This is a genomic window from Microbacterium sp. B35-04, from assembly GCF_010634885.1.
Classification (GTDB): Bacteria; Actinomycetota; Actinomycetes; order Actinomycetales; family Microbacteriaceae; genus Microbacterium.
The window spans coordinates 1-18,711 of the sequence record NZ_MWLP01000067.1; the positions used below are offsets into that span (position 1 = coordinate 1).

General features: G+C 70.0%; 18 protein-coding genes. 12 read left to right on the forward strand and 6 right to left on the reverse strand.

Translation table 11 applies throughout. From position 1 onward, the window contains the following. Positions 1–57: 57 nt before the first annotated feature. The 3 genes from B1729_RS14770 to B1729_RS14780 form a co-directional block, all read right to left on the reverse strand. Positions 58–579, reverse strand: a complete 522-nt coding sequence (locus tag B1729_RS14770; protein ID WP_163633511.1) for an SRPBCC family protein — start codon at positions 577–579, stop codon at positions 58–60. Next, positions 576–1,301: an aminoglycoside 3'-phosphotransferase gene (locus B1729_RS14775; RefSeq protein WP_163633512.1), complete on the reverse strand. Its 726-nt coding sequence runs from the start codon at positions 1,299–1,301 to the stop codon at positions 576–578. Before B1729_RS14775 ends, B1729_RS14770 begins: the two co-directional genes overlap by 4 nt. A 130-nt stretch (positions 1,302–1,431) precedes the next feature. Continuing rightward, positions 1,432–1,758 carry a DUF488 family protein gene (locus B1729_RS14780; RefSeq protein WP_345770819.1) on the reverse strand — a complete coding sequence of 109 codons (327 nt, stop codon included), beginning with the start codon at positions 1,756–1,758 and terminating at the stop codon, positions 1,432–1,434. An 80-nt stretch (positions 1,759–1,838) separates the two neighbouring features. On the opposite strand from B1729_RS14780, the gene B1729_RS14785 reads away from it, so the two are divergent. The 10 genes from B1729_RS14785 to B1729_RS14830 all read left to right on the forward strand — a co-directional run bounded on the left by B1729_RS14785 (position 1,839) and on the right by B1729_RS14830 (position 13,270). Beyond that, positions 1,839–2,357: a hypothetical protein gene (locus tag B1729_RS14785; protein ID WP_163633516.1), complete on the forward strand. Its 519-nt coding sequence runs from the start codon at positions 1,839–1,841 to the stop codon at positions 2,355–2,357. A 118-nt stretch (positions 2,358–2,475) separates the two neighbouring features. After that, positions 2,476–3,252: an SDR family NAD(P)-dependent oxidoreductase gene (locus tag B1729_RS14790; RefSeq protein WP_163620493.1), complete on the forward strand. Its 777-nt coding sequence runs from the start codon at positions 2,476–2,478 to the stop codon at positions 3,250–3,252. Between the two features lie 125 nt (positions 3,253–3,377). After that, on the forward strand, positions 3,378–4,154 hold the full coding sequence (locus B1729_RS14795; protein WP_163633518.1) for an enoyl-CoA hydratase/isomerase family protein: 777 nt from the start codon (positions 3,378–3,380) through the stop codon (positions 4,152–4,154). A 163-nt stretch (positions 4,155–4,317) separates the two neighbouring features. Continuing rightward, positions 4,318–5,172, forward strand: a complete 855-nt coding sequence (locus tag B1729_RS14800; protein WP_163620497.1) for an NAD(P)-dependent oxidoreductase — start codon at positions 4,318–4,320, stop codon at positions 5,170–5,172. Positions 5,173–5,306: 134 nt separating this feature from the next. Continuing rightward, positions 5,307–5,693: a VOC family protein gene (locus B1729_RS14805; protein WP_163620499.1), complete on the forward strand. Its 387-nt coding sequence runs from the start codon at positions 5,307–5,309 to the stop codon at positions 5,691–5,693. 345 nt (positions 5,694–6,038) lie between these two features. Beyond that, positions 6,039–7,337: an extracellular solute-binding protein gene (locus B1729_RS14810; RefSeq protein ID WP_163620501.1), complete on the forward strand. Its 1,299-nt coding sequence runs from the start codon at positions 6,039–6,041 to the stop codon at positions 7,335–7,337. Positions 7,338–7,426: 89 nt separating this feature from the next. Next, positions 7,427–8,395, forward strand: coding sequence for a sugar ABC transporter permease (locus tag B1729_RS14815; RefSeq protein WP_239526240.1), 969 nt, complete (start codon positions 7,427–7,429; stop codon positions 8,393–8,395). Further along, complete coding sequence (locus B1729_RS14820) at positions 8,388–9,194, forward strand: carbohydrate ABC transporter permease (protein WP_239526241.1); 807 nt, start codon at positions 8,388–8,390, stop codon at positions 9,192–9,194. The genes B1729_RS14815 and B1729_RS14820 overlap by 8 nt, the downstream gene beginning before the upstream one ends. Then, positions 9,191–12,265 (forward strand): glycoside hydrolase family 2 TIM barrel-domain containing protein, encoded by a 3,075-nt coding sequence (locus B1729_RS14825; RefSeq protein WP_239539662.1) that lies wholly within the window; start codon positions 9,191–9,193, stop codon positions 12,263–12,265. The genes B1729_RS14820 and B1729_RS14825 overlap by 4 nt, the downstream gene beginning before the upstream one ends. Next, a complete protein-coding gene (locus B1729_RS14830) occupies positions 12,266–13,270 on the forward strand; it encodes a LacI family DNA-binding transcriptional regulator (RefSeq protein ID WP_163620505.1) in 1,005 nt (334 codons plus the stop codon). Between the two features lie 13 nt (positions 13,271–13,283). Here the strand turns inward: B1729_RS14830 and B1729_RS14835 are convergent, their stop codons facing one another. The 3 genes from B1729_RS14835 to B1729_RS14845 are packed head-to-tail and all read right to left on the reverse strand — an operon-like array spanning position 13,284 to position 15,325. Next, entirely contained in the window at positions 13,284–14,183 is a 900-nt protein-coding gene (locus B1729_RS14835; protein WP_163620507.1) for a Cof-type HAD-IIB family hydrolase, read from the reverse strand. Next, entirely contained in the window at positions 14,183–14,821 is a 639-nt protein-coding gene (locus B1729_RS14840) for a LysE family translocator (protein WP_163620509.1), read from the reverse strand. Before B1729_RS14840 ends, B1729_RS14835 begins: the two co-directional genes overlap by 1 nt. Before the next feature lie 9 nt (positions 14,822–14,830). Further along, the gene (locus B1729_RS14845) at positions 14,831–15,325 is read right to left on the reverse strand and encodes a GNAT family N-acetyltransferase (protein WP_204318938.1); all 495 of its coding nucleotides are present in this window, start codon (positions 15,323–15,325) and stop codon (positions 14,831–14,833) included. 214 nt (positions 15,326–15,539) lie between these two features. Between B1729_RS14845 and rlmN the strand changes: the two genes are divergently transcribed. Both rlmN and B1729_RS14855 read left to right on the forward strand, forming a co-directional pair. Then, positions 15,540–16,781 carry a 23S rRNA (adenine(2503)-C(2))-methyltransferase RlmN gene (gene rlmN, locus B1729_RS14850; RefSeq protein WP_163633520.1) on the forward strand — a complete coding sequence of 414 codons (1,242 nt, stop codon included), beginning with the start codon at positions 15,540–15,542 and terminating at the stop codon, positions 16,779–16,781. 63 nt (positions 16,782–16,844) lie between these two features. Continuing rightward, positions 16,845–18,491, forward strand: coding sequence for a DUF4407 domain-containing protein (locus tag B1729_RS14855; protein ID WP_163620513.1), 1,647 nt, complete (start codon positions 16,845–16,847; stop codon positions 18,489–18,491). Positions 18,492–18,711: the final 220 nt, after the last annotated feature.

An 18,711-nucleotide genomic window follows, 5' to 3' on the forward strand; every position in this document is an offset into this window, starting at 1 on the left:
GAGCGAGGAACGAGCGAGACGAAACGCCCCGCACCCGGCGCGCGAGACGCCGCCGCGTCAGTCGGCCGCCACGAGCCGCTCGTAGGCGGGCTGCAGCGCGGGGAAGTAGTCGTCCCACGCCACGGTGTCGGCGTCGAGACCGGCCTGAGCAGCGACGAGCCGGTCGAGGTAGTACTCCCACCCCGGACCGATCGAGCCGACGTCCTCGCCGGGGTTCAGCCGCTGGCCGAACGTGAGCACGGTGTCGCCGGGGGAGTCCTCGGCGAGCTCGAACCACAGGTGCCACGAGCCGCTGCCCTGGGACGTGTCGCCCGCGAACCGCCGTGGCGGGTCGCACTCGAGGATCGTGTACTCCTCGGGTGCAGCATCCTGTCCCTCCGACGTCATGTAGAACGTGACGTGTCCGGCCTTCGGATCGCCCTCCCACCGGCCGATCCACCGTTCGAGCCGCGCCGACTCGGTGAGCTCGCGCCAGACCTCGTCGGCGCCGGCGCGGAACCGGCGCAGGATCACGAGGTTCGGGTGCCCGTCGATCTTGCAGACGGTGCCGGTGATCGAGGGGCCGTTGTTCTCGCTCATGTCGCGTTCCAGAGGTCTCGGTAGTACGACAGACGCTCGCGGTCGGGTTCGACCCCGTACGCCTCGATGAGGGCGTCCTCCCATCCCTCGCCATAGTTCCACGTCGTCGACATCGACGCCACGGCGATGTCGGCCCAGCGGTCGCCGACGCCGAGCGTGTCGAGGTCGACGTGCGCCGACCATCGGCCGTCGTCGCCGATCAGTGTGTTGGGGCAGCACGCGTCGCCGTGGCACACGACGAGGCGCTCGATGGGCGGCGGCTCGCGCAGCGCGTCGGGGACACGGATGCCGCGGCCCTCGGCGTTCGCGATGCGCGACGGCACCCCCCAGTCGAACGGGCAGTCCTCCACCGGCAGCGCGTCGTGCAAGGCGCGCAGGCCCTCGCCGACGGCGCGGACGGCGATAGCCGGATGCGCGCGCCATGCGGGGTCGACGGCGGATGCGCCCGCCAGCGCGGCCGTGACCATCCACTCGTGGGTGTCGTCGGCTCCCGCCTCTAGGACGCGCGGCACCGTGGTGTGCCCGACGGCCCAGCCGAGGCGCTCCACCTCGCCCGCGAACGAGGACTCGGCGTTGCGCGGCCCGTGCTTGACGTACCGGCCGTCGTCGGTGCGGAACGTCAGTCCGCCGTAGTCGTTGCGCCACACCGGGACCAGCACTGCGCCGCGCGCCAGCGCGCTCACCCGTGCGGGCACCTCGACGTCGACCGGCGGGATGTTCATCCCCCCATCCTGCCCGTTGCCGTCCGAGGTCCTGCCGAACTCCACGGATCCGGGCTCCGCCCGGGCCCAGCGCGCCGAGATTCCGGAGCCGAAGATCCGGCTGGCCGGCGAATCCGTGGAGTTCCGCAGATCAGGCCTCGAGCGCATCGCGGAGGATCAGCGCATGGTTGTGCGACTCGTCGGCGACTGCGTGCGGCAGCGTCACCACCGCGTGGGGTGCCAGCTCCGCGCGCAGCGATTCCACGGCGGTGCGGGCCGGCCCGTCGAGCTCGGCGCGGTAGGCGGCCTCGAAGTCGGGCCACGAGAGGTCGGTGTGGTGGAACGCCTTCCGGAGTTCGGTCGAGGGGGCGACGTCCTTCGCCCACAGGTCGAGGGCCGCTCGTTCCTTCGACAGGCCGCGCGGCCAGAGCCGGTCGACGAGCACGCGGAACCCGTCATCCGCCGACGGATCGTCCAAGACACGCCTCAGCCGGAGCTCCATCGCTCCATCCAAGCCGCGAGGGCGATCGAGCACCAGCTGCATGATGGGATGGAGTCATGCCCGCCACCACGCGTGTCATCCGCCGCCGAGGACCGCTCACGGCTCTCGAGGGAGCGGCGCCGGCGCTAGCGATCGGGGATGCCGCGGCCCGCCACGTCCGGCTGACTCCGGACGGGCTGGCGCCCTGGCTGGGCGAATCGCCGGCCGGCTTCATACCGTGGGGTGACGTGCGCCTGCTCGTCGTGGAGCCGCCGACGACGCGCTGGCCCCATCCCATGATCGGCGACTCCGTCGGACCGCTGCTGGAAGGCCTCCTCAGCGGCGGCGGCTCGTTCGTCGAGGGAACGGAGACGCCGACCTTCGCGGTGCGGGTCACGACCCACGGCGACGTCATCGAGTGGGGCGTCACTCAGCACTATCTGTCGGGATATCGTCGCGCCGAGGCGCGTGCGACCACACGGCTGGCCGAGTACCTCATCGATCGGCCCGAAGCACGCGTGCTGCTGGCTCGCCCCGCCGAGCTCCTCGATCGCATCGCCACGCTGGTACGGCTGCGCCCGCCGATCGCCGAGTGACCGCGGGGCGACACGGTTAGCCTGGTCGGGATGCCGCACCGCCCGGCCAGCGGTGGGACTGGGTCCCGCGTATGCTGATACGCGGTTCCGCCGTTTACGGAGTTCGAAGGAGAATCCCATGGACCTCACCGACGCGTCCGCGCTCGTCACCGGCGGCGCGAGCGGCCTGGGCCTCGCCACCGCACGCCGCCTGGCCGCAGCCGGCGCGGCGGTCACGATCCTCGACCTGGCAAGCTCGGCGGGCGCGGAGATCGCCGCAGAGCTCGGCGGCTCGTTCGCACCCGCCGACGTCACGGATCCGGAGCAGGTGGCCGCCGCGGTCGCCACGGCTGCGGCATCCGGTCCCCTTCGGGTCGTCGTGAACTGCGCCGGCATCGCGCCGCCCGCGAAGGTGCTCGACCGCGACGGCAACCCGTCGCCGCTCGAGGGCTTCGAGCGCATCGTCCGCGTCAACCTCATCGGCACCTACAACGTCATCGCGCAGGCCTCGGCGGTCATGTCCAAGACCGAGCCCACGGCGGACGGCGACGGCTCGGCGGGGGAGCGGGGGGTCATCGTCAGCACCGCGAGCGTCGCGGCGTTCGACGGCCAGATCGGCCAGCCCGCATACGCCGCGTCGAAGGGCGGCGTCCACGCCATGACCCTGCCGATCGCGCGCGAGCTCGCGCGCTACGGCATCCGCGTCCTGACGATCGCCCCCGGGATCATGGAGACCCCCATGTTGATGGGCCTGCCGCAGGCCGCGCAGGACTCCCTCGGCGAGCAGGTGCCGTACCCGCAGCGGCTCGGCAGGCCCGACGAGTACGCGCGCCTGGTGATGTCGATCGTCGACAACGGGTACCTCAACGGTGAGACCATCCGTCTCGACGGAGCTATCCGGATGGCTCCTCGTTGATCCGCCACCGCGCTATCCGGATGGCTCCCCGCTGACCTGCCATCGTGCCATCCGGATGGCCCCGAAGTAAGCCCCGGACCCACCCCCGGTGGCACCGAAGCAAGCCCCTCGACCCAAGGAGAGCCATGAGCGACTCGATCCTCGTCACGCGCGACGGCGCCCTCGCCCGCGTGACCTTCAACCGGCCCGCGTTCCTCAACGCCATGGGCTTCGAGATGGGCCGCCGCTGGCGTGACGTCGCGCACGAGCTCACCTCCGACGACTCGGTCGGGGCCGTGATCCTGGATGCCGCAGGCCCGGCCTTCTGCGCCGGCGGCGACGTGCTCGAGATGGCGACGTCGGGTGCGGCCGGCTCCGAGGTCACCGACGCGGCGCACACGATCCACGACGGCATCCGCACGTTCGTCGAGTCCGACAAGCCGATGGTCGCGGCCGTGCAGGGCGCGGTCGCCGGCGGCGGACTCGGACTCATGCTCGCCGCCGACTACATCGTGGCGTCGGAGCAGGCGCGCTTCGTCAGCAAGTACGCCAACATCGGCCTCACCCCCGACCTCGGCGTCTCGACCCTGCTGCCGGCCGCGGTCGGCCAGCGCCGCGCGCTCCAGCTGCTGCTGCAGGACCTCACGATCGACGCCACCATCGCGCTCGACTGGGGCCTCGTCACCGAAGTGGTGCCCGCGGCGGATGTGGCTGCGCGCGCCGAGGCGGTCGCGCGGTTCTGGCTCGACAACGCCACAGGCGCGTTCGGGCAGGCGAAGCGGCTCGTCCGTACGGGCGCCGGGCGCTCGTTCGCGGAGAACCTCGACGACGAAGCCGCCTCGATCGGCGCCCGCTTCGACACCGACGAGGCCCGCGCCCGCGTCGCGGCCTTCGCCGCGGCATCCGCCAAATCCCGTCCCTGACCCGCCCGCCCACCTGAGCCATCTGCCCCGCCCGCTACCGCCGACACGGGCATGTCCCACTTTCCACCGTTCCGGGCGACCGGAGCAGCGGAATTCGGGACATGAAGACCCGAAACCGGGACACTGAGAGCGGAAATCGGGGCATCACCACTGGAGGAAGACAGTGACCAACCCCTCAACGAGCGACAAGTCCCTGGCCGGCAAGACGATCCTGATGTCGGGCGGCAGCCGCGGCATCGGCCTCGCGATCGCGCTGCGCGCGGCCCGCGACGGCGCCAACATCGCGCTGCTGGCGAAGACCGACACACCACACCCGAAGCTCGAGGGCACGGTGCACTCGGCGGCCGAGCAGATCCGCGCTGCCGGCGGGAATGCCCTCCCCATCGTGGGCGACGTGCGCAACGACGACGACGTCACCGAAGCCGTGCTCAAGACGCAGGGCGAGTTCGGCGGCATCGACATCGTCGTCAACAACGCCTCGGTGATCGACCTGTCGCGCTCGCTCGAGCTGGACGCCAAGAAGTACGACCTCATGCAGGACGTCAACGTGCGCGGCACGTTCATGCTCTCGCGTGCCGCGATCCCGATCCTGAAGGATGCCGCCAACCCGCACATCCTCTCCCTCTCGCCGCCTCTCAACCTCTCGCCGAAGTGGCTGGGCGGCCACACCGGCTACACGCTCGCGAAGTACGGCATGACGATGGCGACGCTGGGGCTCGCCGCGGAGTTCGCCGAGGCCGGCATCGCCGCCAACACGCTGTGGCCGCGCACGACGATCGCCACTGCCGCGGTGCAGTTCGCCCTCGGCGGCGACCGCATGATGAAGGTCAGCCGCACGCCCGAGATCTACGCCGACGCCGCGTACGAGGTCGTCACCCGGCCGGCACGCGAGTACACGGGGCAGACGCTCATCGTAGAGGACGTCCTCGAGGCGGCCGGTGTGAGCGACTTCTCGGGCTATGCGGCGGTTCCGGGGACACCCGACTCGGCGCTGTTCCCCGACATCTTCCTCGACTGAGGACTCCTTCCTCGACTGAGGACTCCTTCCTCGCCTGAGGACTTCTTCCTCGGCTGAGGATTGCGTCCTCGGCTGAGGACTCCCCTTCTCGACCCCCGTGGTCTCGACCACCGGGGCGACGTAGGGTGGGCTTCATGGCGGTCCGGAGCCTGTTCCCGATCCTGCTGGGGCGAGATCTTCCGCAGCTCGTGCGCTTCTACGAGAGCGCGCTCGGCGCGACGGTGGCGTACCGGTTCGGCAGCGGCGACGAGGACGACTACGTCTCGCTGCAGATCGGCGACGTTGCGCTGGGCATCGGTCGCGACCCTGACGCGCTCCCGCCGTCGGTGGGCGACCGGGTCGCGCTCTGGTTCTACGTCGACGACGTGGATGCGACGTACGCGTCGTGGCTGGATGCCGGCGGCCGGGCCGAGCAGCCGCCCGCCGACATGCCGTGGGGCGAGCGCGTCGCCCAGGTGCGCGACCCGGGCGGCACGCTCGTCAATCTCGGGGCCGAAGCCCCCGCTGTCGCGTCCGTCTGACGACCGGCGGCAGCGCGTCATGCCGCGCAGAAGCGCGCCCCATCGTCTCGCGGGGCGTCCGTCCCCGTGCGTCTGCGGAAAACATGAATTCCGCTGAAACACTGGCGTGGTGACGTTACCAGTGTTACCGTTCCCTCGGACTCAGAAGCTGGTGTGCTCACTGGAGAGCGCAGGGGATGCGATGTCGCATCCACCCATGGATCTCCGGGAGCCCTCCGTCTGTCCGGCGTGCGTTCCGACGTGCGGCGGCTGATCCGCCGACGCCCGCACGGCACCATGTGCGGGACCTGTCGGAAGCCGAGGCACTGCTCGGCACCACCGAATCCACGGAAGGATCTGCAATCCATGAAAAGCTCTGCGAAGCTCGCCGCGGCCCTCACCCTCACGCTGCCCCTCGCCCTCACGCTGACGGCCTGCGGCTCCGGAGGCGACTCCGGCGGCGAAGGCGACGGCGACAACAAGCTCACCGTCTGGACCTGGGACCCCGCCTTCAACATCTACGCGATGGAGGAGGCCGAGAAGGTCTACCAGCAGGACAACCCCGACTTCGAACTCGAGATCGTCGAAGTGCCGTGGGATGACCTGCAGACCAAGCTCACCACGATCGCCCAGTCCCAGGCATTCGGCGAACTGCCCGACATCTTCCTGATGCAGAACAACGCGTTCCAGAAGAACGGGCTGAACTATCCCGACCTGTTCTCCGACTTCAGCGACTCCGACATCGACTTCTCGGAGTTCCCGGAGTCGGTCGTCGAATACTCGACCATCGACGACATCAACTACGGCGTGCCGTTCGACGCCGGCACCGCGGTCACAGCTCTGCGCACCGACGTCCTCGAGCAGGCGGGCTACACCGTCGACGACTTCACCGACATCACCTGGGACCAGTACCTCACGATCGGCAAGGACGTCCTCGCCAAGACCGGGCAGCCGCTGCTGTCGGGGCAGGCCGGGTCCGCCGACATCCCCATGATGATGCTCCAGTCGGCCGGTGCGAGCCTGTTCGACGACGAGGGCAACCCGACGATCGTGGACAACGAGGCGCTCGAGGCAGCCATCGACGTCTACACCCAGCTGGTCGACGCCGGCGTGCTCATCGAGGTCAACTCGTGGGACGAGTACATCGGCACGATCGTCAACAGCAACGTCGGGGGCACGGTCAACGGCATCTGGATCGTGGGCTCGATCCAGACCGCGGAAGACCAGGCCGGCAAGTGGGGGATCACGAACCTCCCCAAGCTCGACACGGTCTCGGGTGCGACGAACTACTCCGCCAACGGCGGCTCGTCGTGGGCCATCTCGTCCAACGCCGACGTCGATCTCGCCTCGGACTTCCTCGCAGCGACGTTCGCCGGCTCGACTGAGCTCTACGACACGATCCTGCCGAAGGCCGGCGCGGTCGCGAACTGGATCCCCGCGGGCGACAGCGACGTGTACAACGAGCCGATCGACTTCTTCGGCGGTCAGCCGATCTTCGCCGATGTGGTCGCGTTCGGTCCGGAGGTGCCCTCGAACAACACCGGCGCCTACTACTACGAGGCCCGCGACGCCGTGAGCACGGCCATGACGCAGATCATGGGCGGCACCGACACCGCGACGGCTCTGGGCGAGGCGCAGGCCAACGTCGAGTTCGCGATGGAGTAACCACGACGGAACGTCCGGCCGGGCGGTGACGCCCGCCCGGCCGGACGACCCACGTGATCCCGACCGCTCGAGGGAAAGAGATGACACCCGTGGCCTCCGACGCGAAGACGCGCACGAAGACACCGCGGCGGAACGATCCGCCGCCGCTGCCGAACTACATCGGCAACCGCAAGCCCTGGCTGAACAACACCCGCCGACGCAGCCTCACCGGCTGGGGGTTCCTGCTCCCGGCGGCCCTGCTGATCCTCTTCATGAGCTTCATCCCGATGGCGCAAGCCTTCGTGCTGTCGTTGCAGACGGGACGCGGCACCCGACTCGAGTTCGCGGAGCCGCTCTGGTACAACTACCAGCGCCTGCTGAGCGACGAGATCTTCAAGCTCACGCTCACCAACACCTTCATCTACCTGATCATCCAGGTGCCGCTCATGCTGACGCTGGCGCTCGTGCTGGCCAACCTGCTGAACAACCCCAAGCTGAAGTTCAAGGCGCTGTGGCGGACGGCCATCTTCCTGCCGTGCGCCGTGTCGCTGGTGTCGTACTCGCTCGTGTTCCGCACGCTCTTCGCCGGCGACGGATTCGTGAACGACATGCTGGAAGGCATCGGCCTGATCGACAACCCGATCAACTGGCTCGGGCAGGCAGACACCGCGCGCTTCGTGATCATCCTCGGCCTGCTGTGGCGCTGGACCGGCTACAACATGGTCTTCTACCTCGCCGCGCTGCAGAACATCGATCACTCGAGCATCGAGGCCGCGCGCATGGACGGCGCGAACGCCTTCCAGACGTTCTGGTACGTCACCGTCCCGCAGCTGAAGCCCATGATCGTGCTCACCGCGATCCTCTCGATCAACGGCACGCTTCAGCTGTTCGACGAGTCATGGGCGCTGACCCGAGGGGGGCCGGCCTACCAGACGATGTCGATGGCGCACTACCTCTACGAGGTGTCGTTCCAGAAGAACCCCAACTTCGGCTACGCCGCGGCGATCTCGTACGTGATCCTCATGCTCGTCGCCATCCTCTCGTTCATCCAGATGAAGGTCGGTGACAAGCGTGACTAAGCTCCGCAGCCTTCCCGGATACGCCCTGCTGGCGTTCTGGGCGCTCTTCTCCATCTTCCCGCTCTACTTCATGGTCGTCTCGGCCACCAACACCAGCAAGGACGTCCTCGCCTCGCGGATGCTGCCCGGCACCGCGCTGCTGGAGAACATCTCGGTGCTGTTCTCGACGCAGAACGTCGTGGGCGCGATGACGAACTCCTTCCTCATCGCGGTGGGGACGACGGTGCTCGCTCTGGCAGTGTGCTCGGTCGCCGGCTACGGCTTCGAGGTGTATCACTCCCGCGGCAAGGACATCGTCATGGCGATCCTCCTGCTCGCGATGATGATCCCCTTCGCCGCGACGATGATCCCCCTGTTCCAGCTGTTCGCGCGCGTCGGCATGGTCAACTCGCTGTGGGCCGTCGTCATCCCGATGATCTCGACGCCGTTCCTGATCCTGCTGTTCCGGCAGGCTTCGCGTTCGTTCCCGCACGACATCATCGAGGCGGCGCGTATCGACGGTCTGAAGGAGTTCGCGATCTTCGCGCGCATCTACGTGCCGACGATGCGGTCCACGTTCGCGGCGGCCGCGGTGATCACGTTCATGATGGCGTGGAACAACTTCCTCTGGCCCAAGGTGATCCTGGTCAACAACAGCATCCTGACGATGCCGATGCTCACGGCGAACATCAGCGCGGGGTACGTCACCGATTACGGCGTGCTGATGCTCGCCGTGCTGCTGTCGTCGCTGCCGACGATGCTCGTGTTCTTCCTCCTGCAGCGGCAGTTCGCGCAGGGCATCACGGGGGCGGTCAAGTGACTCTCGACACCATCCAGACGGCAGACGCACGCACGGACGGCGATCGCGCCGCGTTCGACCCGGCCCGCATCGCCGATCCCCGGTTCGTGCGGGAGAACCGCCGCCCCGCGCACTCGGACCACCGCTGGTTCCGCTCGGCGGCCGAGGCCGCCGACGGCGTCAGCGGCTACGAGCAGTCGCTGAGCGGCCGCTGGAAGATCCACTACGCGAAGAACCCGGCCGCGGCGCCGGCCGGCTTCTTCGAGCCGCGCTACGACTGCGAGAGCTGGGACGACATCCCGGTGCCCGCGCACATCCAGCTGCACGGGTACGACCGACCCCAGTACGTCAACGTCCAGTACCCGTGGGACGGCGTGGAGGAGATCGCGCCCGGACAGGTGCCCGAGCGCTACAACCCCGTCGCCTCGTACGTGAAGAGCTTCGTGCTCGACCGGCCGCTCGCCGCCGGCGAGACGATGAGCGTGAGCTTCCTCGGAGCCGAGAGCGCCATCGCCGTCTGGCTGAACGGCCGGTACCTCGGGTACGCGACCGACAGCTTCACGCCGTCGGAGTTCGACCTGACCGACGCGCTCGTCGACGGGGAGAACAAGCTCGCCGCCCAGGTCTTCAAGTTCTCGAGCGGATCGTGGCTCGAGGACCAGGACTTCTTCCGCTTCTCGGGGCTGTTCCGCGACGTGGTGCTTTACCGGCGGCCGGCGGTGCACGTCGAGGACGTCCGCGTCGACGTGGATCTCGCGCCCGGCAACGACGTCGCCGATGTGGCACTGCGCGTCACCTTGCGTGAGGGCTCCGCAGGCGGTGGGGGCTCGGTGCGCGCGCGCATCGACGGTGTGGGAGAGCTCGAGGATCGCGGCGACGGCGTGCTCGGCATCCGTCTCGACCGTCCCCGGCTGTGGAGCCCGGAGGACCCGGCGCTCTACGAGGTCCAGATCGAGGTGCGCGACGGCGCCGGAGACCTGATCGAGGTGATCGCGCAGCGGGTCGGCGTGCGACGCTTCGCGATCGAGGACGGTCTGCTCTCGCTCAACGGCCGCCGCGTGGTGTTCCTGGGCGTGAACCGTCACGAGTTCGGTCTGGCCGGACGCGTGCAGACGGCGGCCGACATCGAGGCCGACATCCTCCTGCTCAAGGCCGCCGGCGTGAACGCGGTGCGCACCAGCCACTACCCCAACAGCACGGCCTTCTACGAGCTCGCCGACCGTCACGGCCTGATGGTGATCGACGAGATGAACCTCGAGAGCCACGGCGTGTGGGACCGCATCCGCAAGCTCGGCGCGCCCATCGACGACGCCGTCCCCGGCGACCGGCCGGAGTGGCTGCCCACCCTCCTGGACCGCGCCGCGAGCATGTACGAGCGCGACAAGAACCACCCGAGCGTGGTGATGTGGTCGTGCGGCAACGAATCGTACGGCGGCACCAACCTGCGCGACGTCGCGGCCTACTTCCGCGAGGTGGACAGCCGCCCCGTGCACTACGAGGGCGTGCACTGGGACCCGCGCCATGAAGAGACGACGGATGTCGTCAGCCAGATGTACACGCCTGCGGCCGAGGTCGAGGAGTTCCTGCGGGAGCATCGCGAGAAGCCGTTCATCCTGTGCGAGTACGCGCACGCGATGGGCAACTCCTTCGGCGCGGTCGACGAGTACATCGAGCTCGCCTACCGGGAGCCGCTGTTCCAGGGGGGGTTCATCTGGGACTTCGCGGATCAGGCGATCGCCCTGACCGATCGCTACGGAAACGAGTACTTCGGCTACGGCGGCGACTTCGGCGACGCGCCGAACGACGGCGAGTTCTGCGGCAACGGCATCTTCTTCACCGACCACACCCCGACCCCCAAGCTCCAGGAGGTCACGTACCTCTATCAGGGGCTGCGCATCCGCATCGGCGACGACGCGATGACGGTGCACAACCGTCTGCTGGCGACCTCGAGTGCGGCGTACCGGTGCGTCGTGACGCTCGGCCGCGAGGGCACCGTGCTGCGCCGGGCGGAGGTCGAGACCGACATCCCGCCCGGCGAGACGAGGGCCATCCCCCTTCCGCTCGCGGTGCCCGCCGCGCCCGGGGAGTACACGATCGACGTCTCGTTCCGGCTGCGGTCGGCGACCGCGTGGGCGGCGGAAGGGCACGAGGTCGCCCATGAGCAGCGGGTGGTGCGGGTCGGCTCGCCGGCGGCCGTCGTCGCGGGCCCCGCTCCCGAGCTCATCCGCGGTGCGCACAACATCGGCGTGCGCGGACCGGGATTCAGCGTGCTGTTCTCGACGCTGTACGGCGGGCTCGCCTCGTACCGCTTCGGCATGACGTCGGACGGCGGGCGGGAGCTTCTCACCTCCATGCCGCGCCCGCACTTCTGGCACGCGCCGACCGCGAACGAGCGGGGATGGGAGGCGCCCTTCGAGGACGGGCAGTGGCTGCTCGCGAGCCGGTACGGGCGGGTGCGCGATCCGCTCACCAGCACGCGGGTCGAGACGGACGAGTCCGCCGTGACCGTGACGCTCTCGTACGAGCTGCCCACGCGACCGGCGACGACCTGCGAGGTCGCCTACCGCGTCGACGGTGCGGGACGCGTCGAAGTGACCCAGACGCTGCATCTCGTCGAAGGTCTGCCGAGCCTGCCCGAGTTCGGCATGCTCCTGACGACCCTGCCGGAGTTCCGCCGGGTGCGGTGGTATGGCGACGGACCGGAGGAGTGCTACGTCGATCGTCGCGGCGGCGCCCGGCTGGGCGTATACGATCGCGACGTGACGACGGAGCTGACGCCCTGCCTGCGGCCGCAGGAGGCGGGGAGCCGCACCGGCGTGCGCTGGGCCGAAGTGACCGACGGCCGCGGAGTGGGCCTGCGGGTCGAGTCGCCCGACGGCATGGAGTTCTCGGCGCTGCCGTGGACACCCGACGAAGTGGAGAACGCGCTGCATCACACCGAGCTGCCGCCGATCCACCGCACGGTGCTGCGCCCGGCGCTCATGCGCCGGGGCGTCGGCGGCGACGACTCGTGGGGCGCGCGCACGCTGGCGCAGTACCACCTCCCCACGCGCGGCGACCTCGAGTTCCGCTTCGCGTTCCGAGGGGTGTGAATGGCTGACCGCCGGACATCGTTGCGGGATGTCGCGCAGGCCGTCGGCGTATCGGTGCAGACCGTGTCGCGTGTCGCGAACGGCGAGCCGAACGTGGCGCCCGAGAAGCGCGAGCTGATCCTCACCACGATGCGCGAGCTCGGCTACCGGCCGAACGCCGCCGCGCGCGCCATCCGCCGCGGGTCGTTCCGCACGGTGGGCGTCGTCTACTACAACCTCCACTCGGTCGGCACGCATCGCTCGCTCGAGGAGATCTCGGAGCGAGCCGCCGAGCGGGGCTACGCGACCACCCTGATGCCGTTGGCCGCGACCTCCGGGCGCGCGGCCAACGGCGCCTTCACACGGCTGGGGGAGATGGCCGTCGACGTGCTCATCGTGATCCTCCCCGCACCCTTCGGGGTCGACGAGACGCTGCAGCTGCCCGAGGGCGTGCCGACGGTCGTGCTCGGTCCGCCGCTCGTGGAGGGCGTGGCATCCGTCGACTTCGATCAGGAGGTCGGGGCGCGTGAGGCCGTCGGGCACCTGCTCGACCTCGGTCACGAGACGGTCCATCACATCACCGGGCCGTCGGTGTCGTTCTCGGCGGAAGCCCGGTGCCGCGCCTGGATGCAGGTGCTGACGGAGCGGGGCCGCCGCATCCCGTCGACCCGGTCCGGCGACTGGAGCCCGGGCTCCGGCTACGAGGCCACGAAGCGGCTGCTGCGCGAGGAGCGGCCCACCGCCCTCTTCGCCGCGAACGACCAGATGGCGCTCGGGGCCTACCGGGCGATCATCGAGGCGGGCCTGCGCATTCCCGAGGACGTGTCGCTCGTCGGCTTCGACGACATCGACGAGGCCGAGATGTTCGCACCCCCGCTGACGACGGTGCGCCAGGACTGGGGCCTACTCGGCCGCCAATCCCTGCGCGTGGCGCTGGAGATGGAGCGCGGCGCGCCCCCTGAGCACGTGCGGCTGCCGACCGGACTCGTGCCGCGGGACTCCACAGCGCCGCCGCGCGCCGGCTGAGTCGGCGCTCGGCTCAGATGAGGCCGAGCCGGCGGAAGGCGTTGGCGATGCCGTCGTCGAGCACGTCGGTCGTCACGAGGTCGGCGAGCTCTTTGAGCTCGGGTCGTGCATTGCCCATCGCGACCGCGACGCCGCACACCTGGAACATCTCGATGTCGTTCCAGCTGTCGCCGACCGCGACGGCGTCGGCGGCATCCATGCCCAAGTGGGCCAGCAGCAGCTCGATCGCCGAGCCCTTCGTCGTGTCGCGCTCGCTGATCTCGCCGTTCGAGCCGCCGGGCAGCGGCATGCTCCCCGGCACGATGAGGAACTCGTCGCCGAGGTCGGCCCGCAGCTCGTCGATGCCCTCCTCGTGGTCGCTCACGAACACGGCCTTGTCGATGCGGCTGAGGTCGGCCTCCTCCACGCGGGGGAACGTGCGCTGGGCGAGCCCGACGAGGGAGTCCTCGGGACGCACCTCCTCGCCGGCCCGCTCCCTGGCCTCGAGGGCGACCGCGTAGTCGCGCATCAGCTCGGCCATGTCGTCGCTCGCGTAGACGCCGTCACGAGCCTGCAGGAAATAGCGGATGCCGCGGCTGCGCAGCGCCGTCAGCATCCGGTCCGTCGCCTCCGGCGAGAGGGGGCGTTCGACGACCACCTCACCGTCCGAGGTCACGAGGGCGCCGGAGTTGGTGACGGCGCCGTCGAACCCGATGTCCGCGACGACCGGATGGATGTCGGCAGCCGACCGCCCCGTGCTGAGGTACACGAGATGTCCGGCCGCGCGGGCGGCGCGGACCGCGTCCGGCGTCGAGGGGGAGATGTGCGAGCCGTGCTCGAGGATCGTGCCGTCGACGTCGAGGAAGACGATGCGTCGTCTCCCGGCCTCGGTCCCAGTGCCGGCCTCGGTCCGTGAGCCTGTCGAAGGTGTCATCAGTGCTTGTTCCCGGTGAAGAGGAGGATGCCGCCGAGGCCGATCATGAGGCCGCCTCCGGTGGCGGACAGGGTGGAGATGCGCTTCGGCGAGCGGCCGAACCACGTGCGGGCGCCCGCGGCGACCAGTGCCCAGATGCCGTCCGAGATGAGCGCGATCACGAAGAACACGAGGCCGAGCTCGATCATCTGCAGGGGCACCGAGCCCGCGCTCAGGTCGACGAACTGGGGCAGCACCGCGACGAAGAACGCGATCGTCTTCGGGTTGGTCACCCCGACGACGAACCCCTCGCCCAGCTGACGCCAGGCCGAGCGGGGCAGGGCGCCTCCGCTCGCCTCGGCGGCCGCGCGGTGGCGGTGGCGGATCGCCTGCACGCCGAGGTACATCAGGTACACGGCGCCGGCGACCTTGACGATCGTGAACAGCACGGCCGACTGCGCGACGACGCCGCCGACGCCGATGGCGACGAGGCCGATGACCGGCAGCAGGCCCAACGCGTTGCCGAGCACGCTGAGGAGGCCCCCGACGGGACCGAGCGCGAGCGCGCGCCCGATCGTGAAGAGCACGCTCGGGCCCGGGATCACGATCAGCACGAGCGCCGCGAGCGTGAAGGCGAGGAGGTTCTCGAGGGGGACCACACGGCGAGCCTAGCCGCGGCGCCTCGCGTCGAGCCGTTTGCGCAGGAAGACCTGTTCGGTGCCGTCGTCACCCGACACCCGCTGCGTCTCGGCATAGCCGACGCGTTGGTAGAGGCGGATGTTCGCCTCGCTCAGCGACCCGGTGAACAGTTCCGCCTCGGTGGCGCCCTTGCCGGCACCGCGGCGCTCGACCGCCTCCAGCAGGGCGCTGCCGATGCCCTCGCCCGCGCGGTCCGGCGCGATCGCGATGCGTCCGACGAGCAGCAGGTCGCCGTCGAGGCGTGCGCGCAGCGCTCCGACCATGCGCGTGCCGTCGAGCGCGACGACGCCCAGGTTCTCGGTCAGCTCCGCCTCGAGCTCCTCGAGCGTCTGCGTGAGGGGCGGCATGTCCGGGGTGCCGTAGATGAGCGCCTCCTGCACGAATGCCGCGCGCTGCAGTGTCAGCACCTCGCCGGCATCGCTGGGCTCGATCGCCCGGATCGTCAGGTCGTTGTCATCGCTCACCCGGTCAGGCTAACCGCGCCGCCCGCGTGCCCGATGGGGCTTGACGGTGTGCCAGAACACGGGCCGGTGACGGCGACGCGCCGGGGACGGATGCCGCGACCCGGCGCGCCACGTCACCGGCCCGTGTTTTCGCACAGGTGGTGGTGTCCGCCGGGGCGGGACGGGATGCGCCGGCATCGGCATCCGTCCAGGCGCGTCCCCTACCCTGGATTTCATGACCGATTCGCCCGTGCGCACGACCAAGCCCCGGCAGGTGCGTCCGGCGACTGAGGGATGGACCCAGAAGAAGGATGCCGAGGGCCGGCCCCTTCTCCAGTTCGCGAGTCCCAAGCGCGGCAAGCCGCCGGTGCATCTCGCCGACCTCACCCCCGAGCAGCGCGTCGAGAAGGTCAAGGAGCTCGGGCTTCCCGGCTTCCGAGCGAAGCAGCTCGAGAAGCACTACTTCCAGCACTGGACCCACAACCCCGCCGACATGACGGATCTGCCGGCTGAGGGCCGCGAGGAGCTCGTCCACGGCATGCTCCCGCCGCTTCTCACCGAGGTGCGGCGCCTCGAGACCGACCGCGGCGACACGATCAAGTTCCTGTGGAAGCTGCACGACGGCGCCCTCGTCGAGTCGGTGCTGATGCGCTACCCCGGCCGCATCACGCTGTGTGTGTCGAGCCAGGCGGGCTGCGGCATGAACTGCCCGTTCTGCGCCACCGGGCAGGCCGGACTCACCCGCAACATGTCGGCCGCCGAGATCATCGAGCAGATCGTGCGCGCCAACCGCCTCATCGCCGAAGGCGGCCTCGGCGGCAAGAAGAAGACCGATCACTCCGCCGAGCGGGTGTCGAACATCGTGTTCATGGGCATGGGCGAGCCGCTCGCGAACTACGCGCGGGTGATGCAGGCGGTGCGCGTCATGACCGACAAGCAGCACGGCCTCGGCATGAGCGCGCGCGGCATCACCGTGTCGACCGTCGGGCTCGTGCCCGCGATCACGAAGCTCGCGAACGAGGACATCCCGGTGACCTTCGCGCTGTCGCTGCACGCCCCCGACGACAAGCTGCGCGACGAGCTCATTCCGGTGAACTCGCGCTGGAAGGTCGACGAGGCGCTCGACGCCGCCCGCGCGTACTTCGAGAAGACCGGACGCCGCGTGTCGATCGAGTACGCGCTCATCAAAGACATGAACGACCACGGCTGGCGCGCCGACCTCCTGGCCGAGAAGCTCAACGCCCGCGGTCGCGGCTGGGTGCACGTGAACCCGATCCCGCTCAACCCGACCCCCGGCTCGATCTGGACCGCGTCCGACGTGCCGGTGCAGAACGAGTTCGTGCGGCGCCTCAACGACGCCGGCATCCCCACCACCCTCCGCGACACCCGCGGCAAGGAGATCGACGGCGCCTGCGGGCAGCTCGTCGCCACCGAAGAGGACGAGGCGGTCGCCGCCGTCACCCCGCTCGAGGACTGAGCCCACAGCCTCCGCAGCGCGAGACACACCTGCCGCACAGGTTGGCCTGTCTAGGGTGTCGGGATGTCTTTCTCCGCACACCGGCCGGGCCGATTCGGCTCCGACGGCCGCATCGAGTTCGAGACGGACGGCGAGCGGACCGAGGATCTGTACCTCGACGACGTGCGGGCCCAGCAGGCCGCCGGCGAGCCGGGCGACGAGCGGGTGGATGCCGACGGCCCCGAGGATCCGTACCCGGTGACGCGCGATCTGCTCGAGGACGCGCTTGCGATGAACCCGACGCAGCCGGTCCAGGTGGTGGCAGACAAGGTGGTGGCGGCAGAGCCGCAGGTCGCGGCGCCGGAGGCGGCAGCGCCGGCCGTGGCGGAGACCGCTCGGATCGGTGAGTGGGGAGCCGTGGACGAGGCGGCGGCGACCACCGCGCCGCTCGAGGAGGAGGAGCCCGCGGCGGCGGCCGCTCCCACGCGTCCGGCTCGCTCGAAGCGCGTCAAGCGCCGCCGGGAGCGCGGCTCGGGCTGGCGCAGGCTCGCCGTTCTGGGCGGCGCCGACGCATCGGTGCTCGACCAGGTGCCCATCGAGACGCCCCGCTTCGTGCAGATGTTCTTCGTGATCGCCGGCACCGCCCTGATCTCGGCGATCTCGATGTTCTTCGCCCTGACCACCGGCGTCCGGATCGTCGCCTGGGGCGCGCTGCCGCTGGCCATCATCTGGGCGCTCATCATCTTCAACCTCGACCGCTTCCTCACCTCGACCATGCGGTCCACGCACAGCGTCGGCCGGCTGATCGGGCTCGCCATCCCTCGGGTCATCATGGCGGCGGTCATCGGCATCGTCGTGGCCGAGCCGCTCGTGCTGCAGATCTTCCACAACGACATCGCACGCGAGGTGACGGCGACGAACATCGTGCAGGCGCAGTCGGATCAGGACGCCGTCACCGACGGCCCCGAGAAGCAGGCGCTGGATGCCGCGAGCGAGCGTGTCGCCGCGCTCGAGAGCCAGGCGGCCAGCGGCGTCGTCGAGGGCGCGGACACCACGTCGGCGGCGACCGCCTCGGCGCAGCAGACCGCGGACGACCTGACCGCCAAGCTCGCCGCCCAGCAGCAGGTGATCGATCAGGCGCGCGCGATCTACCAGTGCGAGCTGACCGGCCAGGGCGCCGGTGAGGTGCCGGGCTGCAGCGGCGTCGCCGGCGAAGGAGCGAGTTCGGGCGCCGCCCAGGCGCAGCTCGCCCAGGCGCAGGCCTCGTACGACGACCTCGCCGCGAAGCTGCGCACCGCCGAGGCGGATCTCGCGGCCGCCCAGTCGGCCGGGACCGCCAGCGCCGGGGCCTCGGAGGCACAGAACAAGCAGCAGGCAGAGGACGAGCTGCCCGCGGCACGTGCCCAGTACGAGGCGGCGCTCGAGGCGTATGACGCACGGGCCGCGGAGGTCGCCGGCGGCAACGCCGGCGCCGTGGGCCTCCTGAGCCAGATCAGCGGACTCGAACGTCTGTCGCAGCGTGAGCCCACGCTGGCGTGGGCGCACTGGCTCATCGCCGGACTCTTCTTCATGATCGAGCTGCTCCCGGTGCTCGTGAAGGTGCTGACGAGCTACGGCCAGCCTTCTCTCTACGAGCAGGCCGACGGCCTCCGCCGCCAGGTGGCGCTGGATCGGGTGACCGCGCGCAGCTGGCGGGAACGCGCCGACATCGCGCAGGGCGGGCCGGCCTGAGCCGAGGCATCCACGATTCCCGACGGCGAGATGCTCGAGGTCGAGGCTCGCGATATATCGTGTTAGAGTGACCGCGGAACGCGGGAACAGCCGCCCGCGTACCTCGTTCGCCCTCCGTGAACGGGACTGCCGCGATGTCGGGAGCCCGTGCAAAGGTGGGTCGGCACCCATGGACACCGCATCAGGCGGTGTTTCGTCATGGCCTCGTCACTTCCGGGAG